General features: G+C 68.9%; 16 protein-coding genes. 10 read left to right on the top strand and 6 right to left on the bottom strand.

What is annotated here, in order from left to right:
* Positions 1–5: 5 nt before the first annotated feature.
* Complete coding sequence (locus tag ACFK0J_RS29435; RefSeq protein ID WP_378732795.1) at positions 6–1,472, bottom strand: alpha/beta-hydrolase family protein; 1,467 nt, start codon at positions 1,470–1,472, stop codon at positions 6–8.
* Positions 1,469–2,275: a hypothetical protein gene (locus ACFK0J_RS29430; protein WP_378732793.1), complete on the bottom strand. Its 807-nt coding sequence runs from the start codon at positions 2,273–2,275 to the stop codon at positions 1,469–1,471. The genes ACFK0J_RS29435 and ACFK0J_RS29430 overlap by 4 nt, the downstream gene beginning before the upstream one ends.
* Before the next feature lie 167 nt (positions 2,276–2,442).
* Between ACFK0J_RS29430 and ACFK0J_RS29425 the strand changes: the two genes are divergently transcribed.
* Positions 2,443–3,651 carry a sensor histidine kinase gene (locus ACFK0J_RS29425; RefSeq protein ID WP_378732791.1) on the top strand — a complete coding sequence of 403 codons (1,209 nt, stop codon included), beginning with the start codon at positions 2,443–2,445 and terminating at the stop codon, positions 3,649–3,651.
* A gap of 42 nt (positions 3,652–3,693) precedes the next feature.
* Positions 3,694–4,359: a response regulator transcription factor gene (locus ACFK0J_RS29420; RefSeq protein WP_218470705.1), complete on the top strand. Its 666-nt coding sequence runs from the start codon at positions 3,694–3,696 to the stop codon at positions 4,357–4,359.
* 17 nt (positions 4,360–4,376) lie between these two features.
* On the opposite strand, the gene ACFK0J_RS29415 is transcribed toward ACFK0J_RS29420, so the two are convergent.
* Complete coding sequence (locus ACFK0J_RS29415) at positions 4,377–5,249, bottom strand: hypothetical protein (protein ID WP_378732789.1); 873 nt, start codon at positions 5,247–5,249, stop codon at positions 4,377–4,379.
* A 297-nt stretch (positions 5,250–5,546) separates the two neighbouring features.
* Here ACFK0J_RS29415 and ACFK0J_RS29410 point away from each other — a divergent pair, with 297 nt between their 5' ends.
* Positions 5,547–7,424, top strand: coding sequence for a protein kinase (locus ACFK0J_RS29410; RefSeq protein ID WP_378732787.1), 1,878 nt, complete (start codon positions 5,547–5,549; stop codon positions 7,422–7,424).
* Positions 7,425–7,434: 10 nt separating this feature from the next.
* Here ACFK0J_RS29410 and ACFK0J_RS29405 read toward each other — a convergent pair whose 3' ends face one another.
* The 3 genes from ACFK0J_RS29405 to ACFK0J_RS29395 all read right to left on the bottom strand — a co-directional run bounded on the left by ACFK0J_RS29405 (position 7,435) and on the right by ACFK0J_RS29395 (position 11,006).
* On the bottom strand, positions 7,435–9,927 hold the full coding sequence (locus tag ACFK0J_RS29405) for an FtsX-like permease family protein (protein ID WP_378732785.1): 2,493 nt from the start codon (positions 9,925–9,927) through the stop codon (positions 7,435–7,437).
* Entirely contained in the window at positions 9,924–10,616 is a 693-nt protein-coding gene (locus ACFK0J_RS29400; protein WP_378732783.1) for an ABC transporter ATP-binding protein, read from the bottom strand. The genes ACFK0J_RS29405 and ACFK0J_RS29400 overlap by 4 nt, the downstream gene beginning before the upstream one ends.
* 69 nt (positions 10,617–10,685) lie before the next feature.
* Complete coding sequence (locus ACFK0J_RS29395) at positions 10,686–11,006, bottom strand: hypothetical protein (protein ID WP_378732781.1); 321 nt, start codon at positions 11,004–11,006, stop codon at positions 10,686–10,688.
* 159 nt (positions 11,007–11,165) lie between these two features.
* Between ACFK0J_RS29395 and ACFK0J_RS29390 the strand changes: the two genes are divergently transcribed.
* The 7 genes from ACFK0J_RS29390 (at position 11,166) to ACFK0J_RS29360 (ending at position 20,765) form a co-directional block, all read left to right on the top strand.
* A complete protein-coding gene (locus ACFK0J_RS29390) occupies positions 11,166–12,494 on the top strand; it encodes a sensor histidine kinase (protein ID WP_378732779.1) in 1,329 nt (442 codons plus the stop codon).
* The gene (locus tag ACFK0J_RS29385) at positions 12,491–13,186 is read left to right on the top strand and encodes a response regulator (protein WP_378732777.1); all 696 of its coding nucleotides are present in this window, start codon (positions 12,491–12,493) and stop codon (positions 13,184–13,186) included. The genes ACFK0J_RS29390 and ACFK0J_RS29385 overlap by 4 nt, the downstream gene beginning before the upstream one ends.
* A 43-nt stretch (positions 13,187–13,229) precedes the next feature.
* Positions 13,230–15,641: a protein kinase gene (locus ACFK0J_RS29380; protein WP_378732775.1), complete on the top strand. Its 2,412-nt coding sequence runs from the start codon at positions 13,230–13,232 to the stop codon at positions 15,639–15,641.
* 10 nt (positions 15,642–15,651) lie between these two features.
* Positions 15,652–16,521 carry a hypothetical protein gene (locus ACFK0J_RS29375; protein ID WP_378732773.1) on the top strand — a complete coding sequence of 290 codons (870 nt, stop codon included), beginning with the start codon at positions 15,652–15,654 and terminating at the stop codon, positions 16,519–16,521.
* A 111-nt stretch (positions 16,522–16,632) separates the two neighbouring features.
* Positions 16,633–19,140: a protein kinase gene (locus tag ACFK0J_RS29370; protein WP_378732771.1), complete on the top strand. Its 2,508-nt coding sequence runs from the start codon at positions 16,633–16,635 to the stop codon at positions 19,138–19,140.
* Between the two features lie 71 nt (positions 19,141–19,211).
* The gene (locus ACFK0J_RS29365; RefSeq protein ID WP_378732769.1) at positions 19,212–20,246 is read left to right on the top strand and encodes an ATP-dependent 6-phosphofructokinase; all 1,035 of its coding nucleotides are present in this window, start codon (positions 19,212–19,214) and stop codon (positions 20,244–20,246) included.
* 75 nt (positions 20,247–20,321) lie between these two features.
* On the top strand, positions 20,322–20,765 hold the full coding sequence (locus tag ACFK0J_RS29360; protein ID WP_378732767.1) for a hypothetical protein: 444 nt from the start codon (positions 20,322–20,324) through the stop codon (positions 20,763–20,765).
* The last annotated feature ends 71 nt before the right edge of the window (positions 20,766–20,836 follow it).

Genomic DNA, 20,836 nt, shown 5'->3' with positions numbered 1-20,836 from the left:
CTACGTCAGCAGGTGCCCATCGCAGTGCCCTGGTCGGTGCCGTAACGGTGACCGTGCCCGGCGGGTGCGTTCAGGGCGGCGAGCAGGTCGGCCGTCGTCTGCACGAAGCTGACCACCGGAAGCCACTGCGGCAGTGGCGCATCCAGGCGGGCACCGGTCAGGTCGGGTGCGCGCCACAGCAGTGCGGGGGACCAGTGGATCACCGGGTCGGAGCTATTGGCCAGCACGGTCGCGCCTGCGCGATGCACCTGTCCGGCGGGCGGTCCGGCCCACAGCGCGGCGCAGGTGCGGCGATCCTGGTCCGTGTCGTCGGCGAAGACCGAACTGCCGCCGAGGGCGCCGAGGCTCTGACCATAGAGGTAGAGCTCGGGTTTGTGGTCGAGCGTGCGGATCCGAGCTTCGACGGCGGTGAACAGTGCCCGCGCGGCATCGACCGCCTCGTCGCGGCCGAAGACGAAGGTCACCCAGCTGGGTGCGTACGAGTACTGCAGGCCGACGAGGGCGACATCGCCGCCGAACCGTTGGTCGAAGCCGCGCACCGCATTGCCGTCGATCCAACCCGAACCGGTCGGCACCATCACCACCAGGTTCGACCGATCGAAGGCGCCGGAGCGCTCCAGCTCCCGAACGGCCAGCGCGACACGCGATTCCAGATTCGGCGCCGATTCGACGCCGACGTAGACGCGGACCGGGCCCGCCGGAGCGCCGCTGACGAACTTGCGTCCCTCCGCGCCGAGCGAGGACCAGCTCACCGCCGACTCCGCACTACCCGACCTGGTCTCCGAGACCGGCTGCACCAGAGCCGGATCCAGCACCGCATTGGCCCCCGCATACGAGGACTGCCGCCATCCCACCACCGTGGGCGCCGCGACGAAGTACATCAGCGCCGCCGCGGCCACACCCAGGGAAGCCCCACGCGCCCAACCCAATTTGCGCAGCACCCAGCCCACTGTCCGAGTGATTCCGGCGAGCACACCGACGATCAGCACCGCCTCGACCGCCCACCGCACCCAATAGTCCGCCCCGATCGGCGGGGTGCTCATGGCTGCCCGCAGCCGGTTCTGCCACTGCTCGGCCAGCACCGCCGCACCGGCAATCACCGTCGAGGTCGCGATCAGCAACGGCAGCCGGACCCGCGGCAGGCGGTGATTGATGTCGAAGTCCCAGCGCCGCAGCGCGAATCGAACGATTCCCGCAATCCCCAATGCGAGAGCGACGAGTAGCCCGGTCAGTATCGCTTGCGCACCCGGCGTCCGCGGCAATAGTCCCGGCGCAAGCGACATCAGGGTGCCCACCCCGATCGCCAGCGTCGTCCCGATGCGTGGACGCGAGAAACGCCGCACCGCAGTCGATGTCGCGGCGAGCAGTCGGCGTCGACGGATGTCGCGGCGGCGCATCGAGTTACGGTTCCGCGTGCCGTTGCTGTCGAAGGCCGTGTCCATTGATCGAGCTGGTGCCAGTGTGCTGGTCATCCCTGAACCCCCAGTACCGCAGAGCTGTTCATCGTCGGGGTCGAACCGGCGACCGGCTGCGCCGCCCGCCACTTGTTTCGCATGGTGAGCGCCGCACCGAGTCCGGCCACCCCCGCACCGAGGACCCCCAGCAACTGCCAACTGGTGGCCGAATCGGTGTCGGCCGCGCCGAGCACCGATTCGGCGACCGGCGCGCCGTAGCCCTGGCGGCGCGAGTTCAGATCCACGAAGGTGCTCGCGATGGCGGCCATGGCGTTGCAGCGAGCCCGGGAGAACGGATCGGTACGCGTGTCGCACGATTCGTGCATGTGCCGATCGAGGGTGCTGTCGAGTGCTTGGCGTGCCCACGGGCCGAGCGGTTCGCCGCGCTGCTCGGCGTAGCGCAGCAGGTCGTAGCCCAGGTCGTGCGCCTTGCACGCGGTCTCGAACTCGACGGGCAGCGTCACCGGGGAGGAGCAGTCACCCTGCGGATTCACCACAAGTCCGCCGACGGTGCTCGGCCGGTAGCCGAACTGGGCGGGGAAGTCGTCCGGAATGGCGGTGAGCGATCCGGGGCCGCCCGAGGTCAGCTCCGTGACCGCGATTCTTGCCTCGGCACTCTCGACCGGCGCGGACGCACTCGCGGCGACGGCCTGTGGCGCGGGCGCCAGGAATACGGTGGCCGCCATGGTGGTCAATGCCGCCGCGGTCAGTGCGGCGGCCCGCCGAGTCGCGGAACCGGTTGTGGCGGAAGGAGAAGGGGAGGCGCCTGCGGCCTGTGCGGGCCGCGCCGTTGCGGGCCCTGCGTTGGTCGGTGTGCTCATGATCTAGACGCTAGGAACGCACCCCCCTCGCGGACCTCACGCCGAGGACCGGTTTCCGGGGCGGTGCCGCCGGGTGAGTCCGGTCGCCGCCTCGCACCTGGGTACGGGGTGCGAAATCACCCGGGGGTATGACGTGGCAGCACGCTGGACTTTCTAGTGTCGTAGGTATGAAGCAGCAGATCCGTGCCCGGATCAAGCAGTTCAGCGGTCGGATGTGGTTCGACGTCGTCACGGTGCTCGTCGCCCTCATCTTCTACGCGGTGGCGTGGCCGACGCTGCATCTCACCCATGCGGTCCCGCTGGCGGTGCAGCCGTTCATCGCGGCGCTCGCCGCGTTCCCGATCCTGCTCATCCGGATCAACCCCTCGCTCGGCTGGGCGATCTCGGCGGGCTCGGGGATGCTCATCTCGCTGGCGATTCCGAACCAGCCGAACAACGAGTTGCCGATCCAGGTGGTGCACATCCTGTGCCTGTTCGCGCTGCTGTTCGCGGTGGCGGTGCGGGCGACGGTGCCGATCATCGGCGTGGCCTGGGTAGCGACATCGCTGCTGCTCGGCACCACGATGTCCAGCGGCGACCTGGGGAGTTCGGCATGGGGCTGGCCCATCGCACTGGGCGCGGTGGTGCTGTTCGGGCTGCTCGTGCGGTGGCTCGTGCTGTCGCGTCAGCAGTTGGTGCGCCAGGAAGAGGAGAACGAGGTCGAGCGGGCGCGCCGGGCCATCCTGGAGGAGAAGGCCCGCATCGCGCGCGACCTGCACGACGTGGTGGCGCATCACATGTCGCTGGTAGTGGTGCAGGCACAGACCGCGCCCTACCGGGTCGCGGACGTAACCCCGGCCGCCAGGGCCGAATTCGAATCCATCGGTGCCACCGCCCGCGAGGCGTTGAACGAGATCCGCGGCATGCTCGGCGTGCTGCGCAGCGACGGGCAGGCCCCCGAGCACACGCCGCAGCCCAAGGCCACGGATGTGCCGGCCCTGTTCGAGGGCGCGCTGCGTGCGGGCGTGCGGATCGCCTGGACGATCGACGGCTTGCTGGAGACCGTCCCCGACACCGCGGGTCTCGCGTTGTATCGGATCACCCAGGAGTCGCTGTCCAATGCGTCCCGGCATGCCCCGGAAGCGTCCGTCCAGGTGCATCTGCGGGTCGGCCCCTTGGTGGAGCTCATCGTGCGCAACGGTCCCACCGCCACCGTCGCCCGCCCGGTCGGCAACGGCGGCCACGGCATCGCGGGCATGCAGGCCCGCGCCCTTGCCGCGGGCGGCGACCTCACCGCGGGCCCAAGTCCCGATGGCGGTTTCGAGGTACACGCCAGGCTCCCGCTGAGTCAGACCACAACACTGGACCCGGTTCTGCTCGGTCAAGCCGCAAACTGAGCCGTCTGGCCCCCTGACCGCTCGTCCCACTAGGGTATGGCGGTGCCGATAACCGTGTTGATCGCCGATGACCAGGCAATGGTGCGGCAGGGTTTCGGTGCCCTGCTCGCCGCCCAGCCCGACATCAGCGTGGTGGGCGACGCTCCGGACGGAAAGATCGCGGTGGCCGAGGCCAAGCGGCTGCGCCCCGACGTGGTCCTGATGGACGTCCGGATGCCGGAAATGAACGGCCTCGACGCGGCCCGCCACATCCTGGCCGCCGGGTTCGAGCCGCCGGTGCGGGTACTGATGCTCACCACCTTCGACATCGACGACTACGTCTACGAGGCGCTGAGCCTCGGCGCGAGCGGCTTCCTGCTCAAGGACGCGCCCGCCGAAGAACTCGTCCGCGCGGTCCGCGTGGTCGCCGACGGCCAGGCCTTGCTGGCGCCGACGGTCACCCGCCGGCTCATCGCCGACGTCACCCGCCGCCGCTCCGCCACCCGCGCGAAGCCGACGCCCGCGTTGGCCTCGCTGACGCCGCGGGAGCGGGAGGTGCTGGAGTTGATCGCCAAGGGCATGTCCAACACCGAGATCGCCGAATCCCTGTTCGTCGCCGAGCAGACCGTGAAAACGCATGTCTCCAAGGTCTTCTCGAAGCTGAACCTGCGCGACCGCGCGCAAGCGGTGGTTCTGGCCTACGAATCCGGGCTGGTAACTCCCGGCTGACATCGCCGACCGGGCGCTCAGTGCGAGCAGGTACCGCCGCGCAACTCGGTCAGATGCCTGCCGAGCAGCCCGGCCAGGCGACTCAGGATGGCGGTGGCATCGTCGTAGGTCCCCGAATCGGCCTGCGCCGCAAGGGCGACGGCGACCATCCCGGAGGGGGTCGGCACTACACCGAACTGGCGCACCGTGTAGATCCCGGTGTCGTCATCCGGGCCCCACCCGCCCTTGAACGCCGCACCCGGCAAGGTGCCGAGTCCCCAGGCCTGGTCGGGGATGATCTCGGACATGAGCTCGGTCACCCGGAACGTGTCCGGCAGGCACGGCAGCCGCGAAGCGAACCGCACCTGGTTGGCCAGCGTCCATTCGGTCTGCCCGAATGCCGTGTAGTCCAACCTGGTTCGTGGCCCGGCCACGCCGGTGGTGGAGTCGCCACCCTCGTCGAGTACGTCCTGCACCGCCTGGGCGGCTTCCAGGCCGTCGCCGAGCGATTCCCACAGCGTCTCGGCCGCGCCGTTGTCGGAGACGGTGATGGCGGCCTCGGCGACATCGAAGATGCCGGGATCCTGGTCGTGCCGCAGCGCCGCGATCGCCAGCGGGACCTTGATGGTCGACCAGGCGATGCCGCTGGTCCAGTCGCCGAAAATGGTCATCCGGCCGCCGCCGACCGGCATCACCGCCAAGCCGACTTGACCGCCGAGTTTGGGCTGCAACTGGGTGAAGTCGGCGGCCAGCGAATCGGGGATGGACACCGAAAGTCCCGGACGGAAAGATCCTGCGGTGTCGACGATGACGGCGGGCCGCTCGGCGGGGTGCCGGTCGCCGGGGAGCAGCGAGCAGGAGGTGAGCCCGATCAGTGTGACCACGGCGGTGCCGCGTAGTACCGAGCGCAACGCAGCACCTCTTCCCGTCGACTTCACCACGCGTCCTCCCCACCACCATGCGTGTGATCGCTGTTTGTCGGCGGTGCAAAATTTAGCTCGTCGGATCGACCCGATCGGTAATCGGGCGTGAGGACATCATGAACGCGCCATGGAACGTTGACGTGACGGTGATGTCTCCACCATAGTTTTGCCGATCTTCCCGAAGAATTCGAAACCGCGTGGCTACGGGGTTACCGGTTATGCTCCAAGCTCTGTATGACGCGCTCGGAGGTGACATCCGGACGCCGCGGTCTACCTGAAGGGGACGTGTTGCTGACCAGCGGTGAGGTATTCGCCGGGTTCACCATCGAGAAATTGCTCGGGCAAGGTGGCATGGGATCGGTATACCTGGCCCGCCATCCCAGATTGCCACGGCAAACCGCGCTCAAGCTACTCAACCGCGAGCTGTTCACCGATACCGAGGTGCGGGCGCGGTTCGAGCGGGAGGCCGATCTGGCCGCGCAACTCGATCATCCGAATATCGTCACGGTATACGACCGCGGCACCGAGGACGATCAGCTGTGGATTTCCATGCAGTACGTCGACGGTGTCGATGCGGCGACGGTGAACCCACAGAACATGCCGCCGGAGCGGGCCGTGCAGATCATCGAAGGTGTCGCCGCGGCACTGGATTACGCGCACGGCATGGGTGTGCTGCATCGTGATGTGAAGCCCGCGAACATCATGCTGGCCCGCGCGAGCGGCGGGCAACGCGAGCGGGTCTTTCTCACCGACTTCGGAATCGCCAGGCTGCGTGAGGACTCCACGCATCTGACGCAAACCGGCATGTTCACCGCGACGCTGGCCTACGCCTCGCCGGAGCAGATGACCGGTGCGCATCTCGATCACCGCTCCGATCAGTACTCGCTGGCCTGCGCGCTGTACTGGCTGCTGACCGGGGTGGCGCCGTTCGACGCGCCCGCCCCGGCCGACATCATCCGCGGCCACCTCCAGCTACAGCCGCCCTCGGCGGCCGCGCGGCGGCCCGGTCTGGCACCCGCCATGGACGCGGTGATCGCGGCGGCGATGGCGAAGCGGCCCGACCACCGGTTCTCGTCCTGCGCCGAATTCGCCAGTGCCGCACGGCAAGCGCTCACCGGACAGCTGCCACCGTTGCCCGTCGTGCCGCAGTACACCCCGCAGCCCGCCCCGACGGTGCTCGCCCAACCACCGATGGCGCAGGGTACGTACCCGGGGTCGTCGCCCGCGTACGCGACGCCGCTCGCCGTCTCCGGATACGCGGCGTCTCCCCAGTACGGGTCGAGCCCCGCTGTCGGGCAACAGTTCCCGTCTTCCGGCGGCGGTTACCCACCGGCGAACTCCGTCGGCGGACAGTCGTTTTCGTCGAGCAATCAAGTCGGTGCCTACTCGTCGCCGAACTCCGGTGCCGGACAGTCGTTCCCACCGCAGGGTCCGCCGCCGATGGGTTACGGACCGCAGCACCCCGGGCCGGGCTACCCGGTCCAGCCCGGCCCGGCCCGGCGCTCGAACACCGGCTTGATCGTGGTGATCAGCCTGATCGTCGTGGTCGTGCTCGTCGTCGTGGGGATCGTGCTGGCGACAGCGGACGGTTCGGATTCGTCGTCACCGTCGGATACGGGCAAGACCTCGGCCGCGAGCACCGGCACACCCGAGGACCCGACGACCCTCGCCAAGGCGTTCCCGAAGGTGCTCCCGCAGGGCGTCGACACAACATACGGAATCGGCAGCGGCGCGGGCTATCACGACAAGACCTGCTTCCTGGACACCGTCAAGGCGGGCGACAAGATCTCCAGCGACAACGACGTGCCCGCCTTCCCGAAATGGCAGACGGCCTGGAACTGCTGGGGTGTGCCGATCAACGAACCCGACTTCATCGCGGTCGCCTTCAAGTCGCCCGAGGACGCCAAGGCGGCGGTGCGCGACCTGCCGCCGAACACCAAGGCGACCGAACGCAACGGCGGCAAGTCGTACACCACCTATCGGTGGGAGCAAGCGGGCGGCGGCTTCCCGGATGGCTTCCTGGTGGTGAGTTTCGAATCCGATCCGGCGCGCTCGCATTACCTGTTCTTCGCCAAGGTGACGCTCACCGACAGTCAGCCCGACTCCGGCTTCGGACTGACCCAGCAGAAGTTCAAGGCGTGGTTTGCCGACTTGCCGTTGTAGGCAGTGTGATTCAGTCGACGGCCAGCGCCTCCACGATCGGCATCCGGCCCGCGCGCAATGCGGGCGGGATCGAGCCGAGCAGCGCCAACCCGAGCGCGACCGAGCCGTAGACCAGCAGCATCGGGCTCGGCTGGTAGACGACGTCGATGGTCAGCGCGTGCGCGATGGCGACGGTGGCCAGATACTGCACGGCGATGCCGACGACCAGACCCAGTGCCGCGCCGGTCAATCCGATCCCGGCCGCTTCGGCGAGCACCGACCGCATCAGGAACTTGCGGCTGGTTCCCATGGCCCGCAACACGCCGAGCTCTCTGCGGCGTTCGAGCACCGACAGCATCAAGGTGTTCAACAGCGCGACCGTGGCCACCAGCACCACGATCCAGAGGATGGCGTTGCTCATCGCCGAGCCCTGCCGGATGCTGGAGGCGGCCGAGACGACGGTGTTCGGGCCGGTGTCCACGTGGATCTCCGGCGGAACCAGCTGCCGGATCGCCGCCAGCACGGCGGCGTGGTCCGCGCCGTCCTCGATATTGACCGAGACGATCGTTTCGCCGGGCCGTTCGTACCAGTGCCGCATCAGGTCGAGGTCCATCATGACGACGCCCGCGATCGCGGAGAAGTACGGAATCACCTGCAGCACAGTCACGGTGTGCTCGCCGGTCGGCGTCGGCAAGGTCAACTGGGCGCCGACGTCCACGTTCAGCGACCGGGCCACGTCACGCGAGATCGCCACTCCCTGACCGGCGGACAATCGCGCGACCACGGTGTCGTCCAGCATTCGCATCCGGGTTTCGCGCGCGTTGGGCGGAAAGCCTTGCAGCATCACTCGTCCGCTGCCGAGGGTGGAGAACGCCATCTGCGCCGGACTCGTCTCGGCGACCCCGGGCACCTCGGCTATCCGGTCGGCCAGCCCGGCGGGCAGTAGCGGACCGGTCGGGAACTGCGCCAGCGAGGCCGGACTGACGTAGACGTCGCTCCGGGCGAGGTCGGTGAAGGTCGTGGTGGCGGAATCGACCATATTGCGCGACGCTCCGCTCATCGCGACCGTCGCGGCCACGCCGATCATCACCGTCATCGCGGTCGCCCACACCCGGCGCGGCGCCCGTTCGAGGGTGGTCGCGCCGAGGGCGCCCGGCGCACCGAATAAGCGCGCGGTCGCCGCGGCGGCCCGGACGAGTGGCCCGGTCGCGGCGAAACAGATCATCACGGCCGCGACGAACGAGGTGGAAATGGCGGCCAGCGAATAACGGCCGAGGTCGAGCTCGGCGATCGCGATCGATAGCGCCGCAAGCCCGAGCCCCGCCACGATCGCCGCCCACCGCAGCAGCGGGCTCGCCGTGTCGACCCGGCCGACGCCGACCGGGACCAGCGCCTCGATGGGCTCCACCCGGTACACCTGACGCGCGGCGAGCCCGGCGGCGGTCACGCTGGCGACTACACAGGCGAAGATCGCGGCCGGAACCGCGTAACCGGGCACCATGTATTCGGTGCGGGCCTCCACGGATGACATGACGGCGGCGGGTAATTGACCGATCGCGATGCGTCCCATGAAGATCCCGATCACCGCGCCCACCGCGCCGCCGAGCACGCCGAGCAGCGCCGCCTCGGCCAGCAGGTCACGCACCATCGGCCCGCGCTTGCCGCCGATGGCGCGCAGCAGCGAAAGCATGGGTCTGCGCTGGGCGATCGCCATGCTCATCGCGTTGTAGATGAGGAACGCCGAAACGATCAGTGCCGCAGCCGAAGCCATCGTTGTCGAATAGCGCACGAGTTGGATCGCGCTACCGGCTTGCGCGGTGCGCAGACTGGGCTCGGCGACCACCGCGCGACCGTCGACGACCCTGGTCAGGTCCGCACGCAACGTCTCGACCGCGGTGCCTTGCGCGGGAATCACCTGAATGGAATCCAGTCGGCCGATCCGCCCGGTGACCTTTTGAGCCAGCCCGAGCGGCGCCGCGATGAGGTGGCCGTCGTTGAGCTGTTTCGAGGTGTCCTTGTCGAGAACGCCCGCGACGGTGACGGTTCCGGAACCGAGCGGGAACTGCTCACCCTCCGCGTAGCCCATTCCGGTGCCGACCAGGACGCCGTTGGGCACGGTGAGCAGCTTGCCCGCCTGCGCGGTGACCGGCCCGGCCAGTGCGCTGCCCAGCGCGCTGATATTCGCGTCGGCGCCGATCAGCAGCGCCCGGTCGTCGCCGACGCCGATCTGCGAACGCAGCATCGGTACGGCCTTGTCGACCCCCGGTGTGGTCGCGATCCGTTGCAGCAGTTGCTGATCGAAGCCCGCGTCGGTCACGCCGGTGACCTCTAGTGCGGCGCGTCCGCCGAGGCTCTGGGTGAGCCGGTCCACCGATCCGGTGACCGAGCCGGAGATGCTCAACACCGCCACCAGCAAGCCCGCCGACACCCCCATCACCACCAGGGACATCATGGTCCGCGCGCGGTGCACGAGCAGTTCGCCGATATTGAACAGCCGCAGCCGATCCCAAGCGGCGCCGATCATGCGTTGACCGATCGCTCGACCGAGTCGTTGGAGCCGATCCGGCCGTCGCGCAAGGTGACCGCCCGGTCGCAGTAGGCCACCGCGCCCATGTCATGGGTCACCATCACCACCGAATTGCCGGAACCGGCTATCTCGCCGAGCAATTCGAGGATGGCGGCCCCGGTCTTGGAATCCAGGTTGCCGGTGGGCTCGTCGGCCAGGATCAGCGGCGGATCCATGATCATCGCCCGGGCCACCGCGACCCGCTGCATCTGGCCGCCGGACAGCTCGGCCGGACGATGGTTCGCCCGATCGCTCAGCCCGACCCGGTCGAGCAGTTCCAGCGCGCGCGGCTTGGCCTTACGTAACCCGGTGCCGTCCAGCAACTTCGGGATCGCGACATTCTCCCACGCCGACAGAGTGGGCAGCAGGTTGAAGAACTGGAAGATGAACCCCACGCGGTGCCGCCGGAATTCGGACTGGCTCTCGTCGTCCAGGCTGGCGATCTCGTTGCCCTGGAATCGGATCGATCCCGAATCCGGGGTATCCAGTGCGCCGAGCAGATGGAGCAGTGTGCTCTTACCGGAACCGGAAGGCCCGATGATCGAGGTGAATTCGCCCGGTTCGATGCGCAGACTGATGTCGTCGAGCGCGCGAACCGTCTGCCCACCGACCCGGTATTCCTTGGTCACCCCGGTTAGTTCGAGCATTGCCGGATTGGACATCGTTGGCCCCCACTCTGTTCGATCAGTCACCAGTTGTTCGTCTCTCGTAGCGCGCTACCGTGCCATGACTTCCGGCGCGTGGTGGCGGCGACGATACTGGGCATCGAGCACCGCGCGCAGCACCGGCTGCTCGGCGGCCAGCTCGAGATACGCCTCGAGCACCGACTGTCCTTGGGCCAGCGCCTGATCCAGCTTCGCGTCGAGGTGAATATTCCAGCGATAGCGCAAGGCGAGCAACAACCCGTCCGCGTCACCGAACAGCCGCTCCAGCTCCGGGAGGTCGGCGAACAGGTGCGGATCGGCCGGATCGACGGCGGCGCGGGCGAGGACAGTGTGCACAACTTCGGTACGGGCGTGCTGTTCTTCCCAGGACATGACCCTTGCCTTTCGTGTGACGCTATGACTCACGTTACGGACGGTCCGGTCGGGCTGTCGTCGTGCCAGGGACCCGAATTGATCTCCACCCACGGTAGGAGAAGCAGACCGCTTCCGGAACGATGCACCGGCCGGTATCGGGCGGTTAGCCTTTACGCCATGGGTGTGATCGGCGTCTCCGCCCCGGCCGGCGGGCCGGTGTCCCGCGGGTTCCGGCGCGTGCTGGTCTACCTGCGGCAGTCGCGGGATCGCATCGTCGAATTCGCGCGGCAGCCGGTGGCCTCGTTCCAGCGCCGGGTCGAGGAACTGCCCTTCGACTACCCGCCGTCGGTGATCATCACGGTGGATCTGGCACTGCTCATCGTCGCCATCGCGGCGGCGGTCCAGCGGCACAGCTACTTTCCGACCGCTCTGCCGATTTTCGCCGTGCTGTTGACCTCCGCCTTCGGACCGATGTACGCGTTCCTGGGAGTGATGCCACGGCCGGTGACGCTCGGGCTGTTCGCGATGGCGGCCGAGGCGCTGTTCCTGGCCCAGCCCGTCTCGCCGGACCTAGCGCCGTTCATTCTGGTGGCCGCGGCCGGTGAGGTGTCGGCGATCGCGCCGAAGCGGATCAGCGTGCCGACCACCGTGGCGATGATGCTGGAATTGGTGGTTTTCGAGGCGAACGGGCATCTGCAAGGCCTGCCGAGCTATCTGGTCAGCATCGCCTTCGGCTGGATGGCCGGGGTGATGCTGCAATACCAGCGCCGGTTTTTGTATCAGGAGCGCGGGTTCCAGAACATCCGGGCGGCGCAAGCGGCCGACGAGGAGCGCAGGCGGATCGCCCGCGAGGTGCACGACGTGATCGCGCATTCGCTGAGCATCACCCTGCTGCACCTGACCGCGGCGCGGCGCGCGCTGCAAACCGATCGCGATGTCGACGAGGCGGTGGATTCGCTCACCGAGGCCGAGCAGCTCGGCCGCCAGGCGATGGCCGACATCCGGCGCACCGTCGGCCTGCTCGACGCGCGGCCGTCCAAACAGGCGCCGGAGCCGGGCGTCGAGGACATCGAGGGCCTGGTCGGTGATTTCGTGCGGGCCGGACTCGATGTGCGTTATGTGTGCACCGACGACCTGCGCGCGGTCTCGCCCGCGGTCGGGCTCGCGCTGTATCGAATAGGTCAGGAGTCGCTGGCCAATGTCGTCAAACACGCGCCGGGTGCGTCCGCGGCCGTCCAGGTGGCGGTGGATGCCGCGGCGGTGACCTTGACCGTCGACAACACGTTGCCCGCCGGTGTGCCCGCGCCGCCGGGCAAGGGGATGGGGATCTCGGGGATGGCGCAGCGCGCCGAACTGCTGGGCGGCCGATTGATCGCGGGCCAGGACGACGGCGGCTGGTCGGTCCGCGCGTCCATCCCGCTGGCTCCCGGCCGCGGCGGATTCTCTTGCACATCTTGGCCCGGTGTGCCGCACGGCGGCGCGTCGATGACACGGGAGGCTCTGTGACAGCCGCATCGCCCGCGGGCGCCGAGGACGCGGTCACCGTCCTGGTGGTCGACGATCAGGAACTGGTGCGCGGTGGGCTACGCCGCATCCTGCGCCGCCGCGACGGGTTCGTCGTCAGCGAGTGCGCCGACGGCGACGAAGTGCTCGACGCGGTGGCGGCCGACCGGCCCGACGTGGTGCTGATGGATCTACGGATGAAACGGGTCGGCGGCATCGACGCCACCCGCATCCTGCGCGCCCGCGACGGCGCGCCGCCGGTGCTGGTGCTGACCACCTTCGACGACGATCAGCTGCTGTCCGGTGCGTTGCGCGCGGGTGCGGCCGGGTTCATCCTCAAGGATTCGCCCGCCGAGGACCTCATCCGCGCGGTGCGGATGGTCGCGGGCGGCGGCGCCTGGCTGGACCCCTCGGTCACCGAACGCGTGCTGACGGCCTACCGCACCGTGCGGCCGAGCCCGATCCGGACCAACGCCAGGCTCTCCGACCTGACCGCGCGCGAGTACGAAGTGCTCGAATTGATCGGCCGCGGCCGGGTGAACGCGGAGATCGCCCGCGAACTGGGGATCTCGGAAGTGACCGTGAAAAGCCATGTCGGACACATATTCGGCAAGCTGGAGCTGCGCGATCGGGCCGCGGCGATCGTGTTTGCGTTTGACCACGGGGTGGTGACACCCGGAGAATCCACTCTTTGACGGGCAGGCGTCGCGAGAGTTATGCGTGCACTCCTGGCCCGGGATGTGGAGGATTGACGGGGTGGAGGCACCTGGGCCGAGAACCGGTACACGGTTCGGGCCGTACGAATTGCGATCGCTGCTGGGCAAGGGGGGCATGGGCGAGGTCTACGAGGCTTATGACACGGTGAAGGGCCGGGTGGTGGCGGTCAAGCTGCTGCACGAGGAACTCGCCGGTGACCCGACCTACCAGTTGCGGTTCCGACGGGAATCGCAAGCGGCCGCGCGCGTTGCCGAACCGCACATCATCCCCATCCACGACTGGGGCGTCATCGACGGTGTGCTGTTCATCGACATGATGCTGGTGCCCGGCGTCGATCTGCGCACCCTGCTGCGCAAGGAAGGGCCGCTGAGTCCCGTTCGCGCGGTGGGCATCATCGAACAGATCGCCTCGGCACTGGACGCCGCACACGCGGGCGGCCTGATCCACCGCGACGTGAAACCGGCGAATATCCTGGTCACGGCAGCGGATTTCGCCTATCTCGCCGACTTCGGCATCGCACATACCGAGGGCGACAGCGCCGTCACGGTGGTCGGCATGGCCGTCGGTTCCTACATCTACATGGCGCCGGAACGATTCGACGTCGGCCAGGTCACCGGACGCGCGGACATCTATTCGCTGTCCTGCGTGCTGCACGAGTGTCTGACCGGAGCCTCACCCTTCCCGGCGGCCAGCATGAATGTGCTGATCAAATCGCATCTTTCCGATCCGCCACCGCGGCCGAGCGCGCAGCAGGCAGGTATTCCGGCCGGGCTGGACGCGGTGATCAGCCGGGGCATGGCCAAGGATCCGGCCGATCGATGGCCGACCGCGGCCGCGTTGGCGATGGCCGCGCGCGACGCGCTGTCGAGTGCGCCCTCGACCAACCTGCCGCCGGTGAGCGCGGCTCCGGCAGGCGTGCCCGCGGCCAACGTGCCGCCGCAGACCGGACCGATGCTGGTGGTCCGCGCGCCCGCATCCGCCGGGTCGGGGGTGGTGCCGCCGGAGTCGACGGGGGAGATCTCCGCCGTGATCCTGCCCAGCGGGCCCACCGTGGTGCGACCGACCGAAACCCAGTTCACGCCGCTGTCGTCGCAGCAGGAGCCGGTACCGCCGTTCGCGCCGCCCGCCCGGTGGACACCGGACCAAGCGCTGCCGCCGGTACGGCCGTTTCCTGATGCGCATCTGTACTCGGAGCAATCCGGGGGACAGGCATACTCGGAACAGCCGGGGGGACCGCCGTATTCGGAGAGCGGTGCGCAGCCGTACTCGGATCAGTACGAGACGCAGGTGTACTCGGAGCAGTCTGGGGGTCAACCGTACCCGGAGCAGTCTGGGGCGCAGGCATATTCGGACCGGCCTGGGGCTGAGTCGTACCCGGAGCAGACCCGAGCACAGGCCCACCCGGATCAGCTAGGGGCGCAAGACCACTCCGAAGGGTTCGGGGCGCAGCCGTACCCGGAGCACCCCAACGCGCAGGCGTACTCGGAACAGCCCGGGGCCTACGGTTATCCAGAATCACCCGGGTATTCGGAGCACCCACCGAGTGAGGGGTATCCGGAACATCCCGGTGCGCAGGCGTATTCGGCGGAGCAGCCCTACCCGGACGGGCAAGCGTATTCCGAGGCCCAGGAGTACGAGACCCGGCGGTTCCCGGACGCGCCGGGCTACCAACCGCCACCGGCCCACGACGACTATCCGGCCGATTACCTGGCAACCCAGGCCTATTCGGCCCCCGCCGCATACTCTCCGCCGGAAGCGTATTCCGCACCGGACGAGTATTCCGGCCCAGCAGCGTATTCCGAACACGGCGGCCACGCGCGTGCCGACTATCCGCCGCAGAGCAACTACGCGAGCAGAGGTGAATACCAAGACCAGGGCTACGTGGACGACTACGGACCCGAGGAAGATCCGTACGACGACACGGGCAAGCGGCGATCCATCGTGCTGCCCATCCTGGTCGCGGTCGCCACGATTGTCGTGATCGCCGTGGTCGGTGCGGTCGGCTGGCAAGTATTCGGCACCACGAAGGTCGCGCCGACGTCCGACCAGCAAGCGGGCGCTCCCGCGCCGACGGCTGCCCCGCAGGCCACGACGCCAGGCACGTCATCGGCGCCACCCGTCACCGCCACCCCGGCCAAGCCGACCACGGTCACCCTGCCCGCCGGTGCGAAGCCGTGCAGCCAAGGCAATTCGGCATCCGACGGGTTCAGCAAGGCCGCCACCGGCTCGGCCGCGACGACCTGCGCGTTCGCCGAGGAAGTCCGCCGGGTGTATGCCCAGACCAGTACCTCGCAGAATGTTTCGCGAGAGGCACCGCGCACTGTGGTGGCCACCAGCCCGGTCACCGGCCGGACCTACACGATGAATTGCCTCAGCGAAGGCCAGCTCGTCACGTGCAGTGGCGGCGAAAACGCGGTGGTGTATGTATATTGATCGATTCCGCGTGGCTCGGGTGCGAAAAGCATTGAGCTGTGCGGCATTAGCCGTATTCCTGGTGGCCGGATGCGGTTCCGGAACCGATCATTCGACGTCGGACGAGACCAGCATTACCGAGGCCGCGTCGCACGCGGACCAAAAGGGTCTGTCCATCACCGTCCCCGGCACCTTGGCGGCGAGCGTCGCCGAGTTGCAGGCCGGTGTGCGCGGACGTCTCGGCATGGCGATCATGCCGGTCGGCGGTGATCAGGTGGTCAGCTTCGGTGACTGGACCACCGGGCCCGCCTGGTCGACCATGAAGGTGCCGTTGACGATTGCCGCACTGCGCCGCAACGCGGGCACCGCCACCTATGCCGCGTCGGCGGCTATCACCGCGTCCGACAATGCCGCCGCCGAGACGCTGTGGCAATCGCTCGGCACCGGTCCGGAGGCGGCCCAGGCCGTGCAGTCGGTGCTCCGCGAGGGCGGTGACACCAAAACCACCGTGCCCGCCAGCCGAACCAGGCCCGACCATTCCGCGTTCGGTCAGGCGGAATGGTCACTCGCCGAACAGGTCCGGTTCGCCTCGCGGCTGCCTTGCCTGCCGCAGTCCGATGCCGTCATCGATCTGATGGAACAGGTCCAGCCCGCTCAGCGGTGGGGGCTCGGCGCCTTCACCGGTGCCGAATTCAAGGGTGGTTGGGGCCCGAATGCCGCGGGCGCGTATCTGGTCCGGCAGTTCGGGTTGCTCTCGACGCCGTCGGGAGAGATCGCGATCGCGTTCGCCGCACAGGCGGATTCCGGCGCGTTCTCCGACGGGATGACGATTCTGGACAAGCTGGCCACCGCTATCTCCCAGCACCTGGACGAGCTGCCCGGCGGTCGGTGTCCCGCCTGATCCGCCGCGATTTGACCGGGTAACGGCGAGCCCTGAGAATCCCGACGTATCGGATGTAGGCCACCTGGCCTGCGGTGCGCCGGGTCGCGCACGTGAGGTGGAGGTGACGGGGTGGACGGACCGCGGACGAGGATCGGGACTCGATTCGGTCCATACGAGCTGCGCTCGCTGCTCGGTCGTGGTGGCATGGGCGAGGTGTACGAGGCCTACGACACCGTGAAGGACCGGGTGGTCGCGGTCAAACTGTTGCCGACCGACCTCGCGAAAGACCCGATGTTCCAGCAGCGCTTCCGGCGGGAATCGCAGGCGGCCGCGCGGCTGGCCGAACCGCACGTCATCCCGATTCACGACTGGGGCGAGATCGACGGCGTGCTCTACATCGATATGCGGCTGGTCCGCGGCCACGACCTGCGCTCGGTGCTGCGCGGCGAGGGTCCGCTGACACCGGCCCGCGCGATCGGCGTCGTCGAGCAGATCGCCGCCGCCCTGGACGCCGCGCACGCGGAGGGGCTGGTGCACCGCGACGTCAAGCCCGCCAACATCCTCGTTACCGCGTCGGACTTCGCCTACCTGGCCGACTTCGGCATCGCCAGGTCGGCGCAGGATCCCGATATGACCGACACCGGTGCCGCCGCGGTCGGTTCCTACAGTTACATCGCGCCGGAACGGTTCGAGAACGGTCCGGTCACCGGCACGACCGATGTCTACTCGCTGGCCTGCGTCCTGTACGAATGCCTTACCGGCGCACAGCCTTTCCGGGCCGACGCGATGAGTGTGCTGATCCGCGCGCACATTTCGGCGCCGCCGCCGCGACCCAGTGCCGTCCGGGCAGGCGTGCCCGCCGCCCTGGACGAGGTGATCGCGCGGGGAATGGCGAAGCGACCCACGGACCGCTACTCGACCGCCGGTGGGCTGGCATCGGCGGCGAAATCGGCACTCACCGGCCGCCCGATCGTCGCGGTCACCGAATTGCCGACCGACCGCATGGGTGCCGTGCCACCCAAAGCGCCACCCACGGTGGTGTTCCCGAACGTCGGATCCGCACTCCTCGCGAATGCTCTTCCGACGGACGCGATTCCGCGCCAGTCGGCCCCGGAACAGGGACAGCGTGGGTCGAGCCGGATCGTGCGGGGGCCGGAGTCGAGCCGCGAGCCGGGGCGGGGGCTGGCACCGAGCCGCGAGCCGGGCCAGCCGCTGCCGCCGGACCGCGAGCCGGACCGGCGGCCGGAGTCGAGCCGCGAGCCGGACCGAGGTTCGGAGTCGAGCCGCGGGCCGGACTGGCGGCCGGAGTCGAGCCGCGAGCCGGACCGGGGGCGGGAGTTGAGCCGCGAGCCGGACCGGGGGCGGGAGTTGAGCCGCGAGCCGGATTGGCGGCCGGAGTTGAGCCGCGGACCGGACCAGCGGCTCGCGTCGAGCCGCGAGCCGGACCGAGGTTCGGAGTCGAGTCGCGGGCCGGACCAGCGGCTCGCGTCGAGCCGCGAGCCGGACCGAGGTTCGGAGTCGAGTCGCGGGCCGGACCAGCGGCTCGCGTCGAGCCGCGAGCCGGACCGAGGTTCGGAGTCGATCCGCGAGCCGGACCAGCGGCCGGTCCCGAACCGCGAGCCGGACCGAGGTTCGGAATCGAGCCGCGGGCCGGACCAGCGGCTGGCATCGAACCGCGAGTTGGACCGAGGACCGGAGTCGAGCCACGGGCCAGGCCAGTGGCTCGACTCGAGCCGTGAGCCGGGCCGAGGGCCGCACCCGAAGCACGGGCCGGACCAGCGACCGAAACCAGCCAGCGAACCGGACCGAGGGCCGGAGGCGAGCCGTGCGCCGGGCTGGAGGCCGGAACCGAGCCACCCGCCGGGGAGGGGGTTGGCACCGAGCCACCCGCCGGACCGGCGGCCGGAGTCGAGCCACGGGCCGGACCGGCGGCTGGAGTCGAGTCGCGAGCCGGGCCAGCGGCCGGAGTCGAGTCGCGAGCAGGGGCGGGAGGTGGAGTCGAGTCGCGCGCCGGGCCAACGGTTGGCACCGAGTCGCGAGCCGGACCGAGGGCCGGAACCGAGCCACCCGCCGGACCAGCGGCTGGAACTAAGCCGAGAGCCGGACCACCGCATCGAATCGGCTCGGCGGGAGCAGCATCGAGTCCAGCCGCCGAGCCATGATCGTGTCGAACGCGCAGAGGCCGATCAACTTTCGGTGTCGGTAGCATCGGTGACTCCGTCCGAAAAAGCCCTACCCGAGCGTCGTTCCCGAGCCAAGCGGTTCCGAATGATCGGTGCACTCATCGTCGTCGCGATTGCACTCGCGGGCGTCTTCGGCTGGCTGAATCGGGATGCGTTCACCCATCGGCCCGCCGCCCCGACGCTCGCGCCGGTACCCGCCACCGCCACCGGATGCGCCACCAAATATCCACCCGCGGGCCGCTTCACCTATTCCGCGATCGGTAACGGCGTCACCTCATGCGAATTCGCCGAGGAACTCCGCAAGGCCTACAGCGCGGGACCCGACACCGACGGCACCCGCCGGCTCACCGCGTTCAGCCCCACCACGCAGCGGGAATACACCATGGACTGCACCACTCGGGACGGCCTGGTCACCTGCACCGGCGGCGAGAACGCGATCGTCTACATCTACTGAAAGATCGCTGATATCCAGGCTTCACGGGGGTCGGCCTGCCAAGCGTGGCCGGGCGGGGCAAGATAGCGGCCATGCGCATCGGAGTCTTGACCGGAGGCGGAGACTGCCCTGGACTGAACGCGGTGATCCGTGCCGTCGTTCGCACCGCGAACGGCCGCTACGGCGACGCGATCGTCGGGTTCGAGGATGGCTGGCGCGGTCTATTGGAGGATCGCAAGATCCACCTGCACAACGATGACCGCACCGACCGGCTGCTCGCCAAGGGCGGCACCATCCTCGGCACCGCACGCACCAACCCCGACGTGTTGCGCGCCGGGCTCGGCCGGATCAAACGGACCCTGGACGACAACGGCATCGACGCACTGATTCCGATCGGCGGCGAGGGCACGCTCACCGCGGCGAGCTGGCTGTCGGACGAAGGTGTTCCGGTGGTCGGCGTGCCGAAGACCATCGATAACGACATCGACTGCACCGACGTCACTTTCGGCCACGACACGGCGCTGAGCATCGCCAGCGAGGCGATCGACCGGCTGCACACCACCGCGGAATCGCATCAGCGGGTGATGCTGGTCGAGGTGATGGGGCGGCACGCGGGCTGGATCGCGGTGAACGCGGGCATGGCGTCGGGTGCGCACCTGACCCTGGTGCCCGAGGTTCCTTTCGACGTGGACGAGGTGTGCGCCATGATCAAGCGCCGCTTCCAGCGCGGCGACAAGCACTTCATCTGCGTCGTCGCCGAAGGTTCGCATCCGGCCGAGAATTCCGGATTCACCTTGCGCGCGGGCGGTATCGACGAATTCGGGCACGAGCGGTTCACCGGTGTCGCCCAGCAGCTCGGCGCGGAGATCGAACGCCGCATCGGCAAAGAGGTGCGCACCACGGTGCTCGGTCATGTGCAGCGCGGCGGCAGCCCCACGCCGTACGACCGCGTCCTGGCCACTCGTTTCGGTCTGCACGCCGCCGAGGCGGTGCATGCCGGTCAGTTCGGGCAGATGGTCGCGTTGCACGGCAGCACTATCGATCTTGTCCCGCTGGCGGAGGCCACCAAGCAGCTCAAGCGGGTGCCGGACGAGCGCTATCGGGAGGCCGAGGCGTTCTTCGGCTGAGCGAATTCCGCAGCGGCACAATCGATCGGCACATGGGCGGTCGCGGGCTTCGGCCGCCGGGTTACGCTGGCGGCCATGGCCGACTTACTCGTGAACGACCTGCCGGACACCGACGTCGCCGTGCTGCGCCGTCGGGCCGATGCCGCCGGGCTCCCGCTGCTGAAGTACGTGCGCGAAGAGCTGGTCGCGCTGGCCCGCCGCCGCACCGCCGACGACACGGTCGTGGAATTCCTGGAGTCCGAGGGTCGGGATCTCATCCCGGAAATCGAGATGGACGCCGTGGCTCTCATCGACACCTACGACCTGCCCGCCGACGCCCTCGGCACCTTCAGCCGCCGCGCCTACGCCACCGGCGTACCCCTCGGCGACTACGTCCGCCAGGCCCTGATCACCTCGGCCCGTCGCAGCACCTTCGACGACGTGATGCTGGAATTCCACGAAGCCCAACAGCGAGACCCGAGCCTGAACCTCGACATGAAGGCCGTCGCCGCCTCGGCCCGCTACGCCCGCGGCGAGTAGCGCGATGTCGCTCTGTGTGGTGTCGGCGAGCTGCGGTCGATTCATCGGCGGCGCGTCGCTTCACCCTGCTG

The organism is Nocardia brasiliensis, from assembly GCF_042691675.1.
Classification (GTDB): domain Bacteria; phylum Actinomycetota; class Actinomycetes; order Mycobacteriales; family Mycobacteriaceae; genus Nocardia; species Nocardia brasiliensis_D.
The sequence above is the reverse complement of the archived record's forward strand: the minus strand, read 5'-3'. Positions and strand labels throughout refer to the sequence as shown.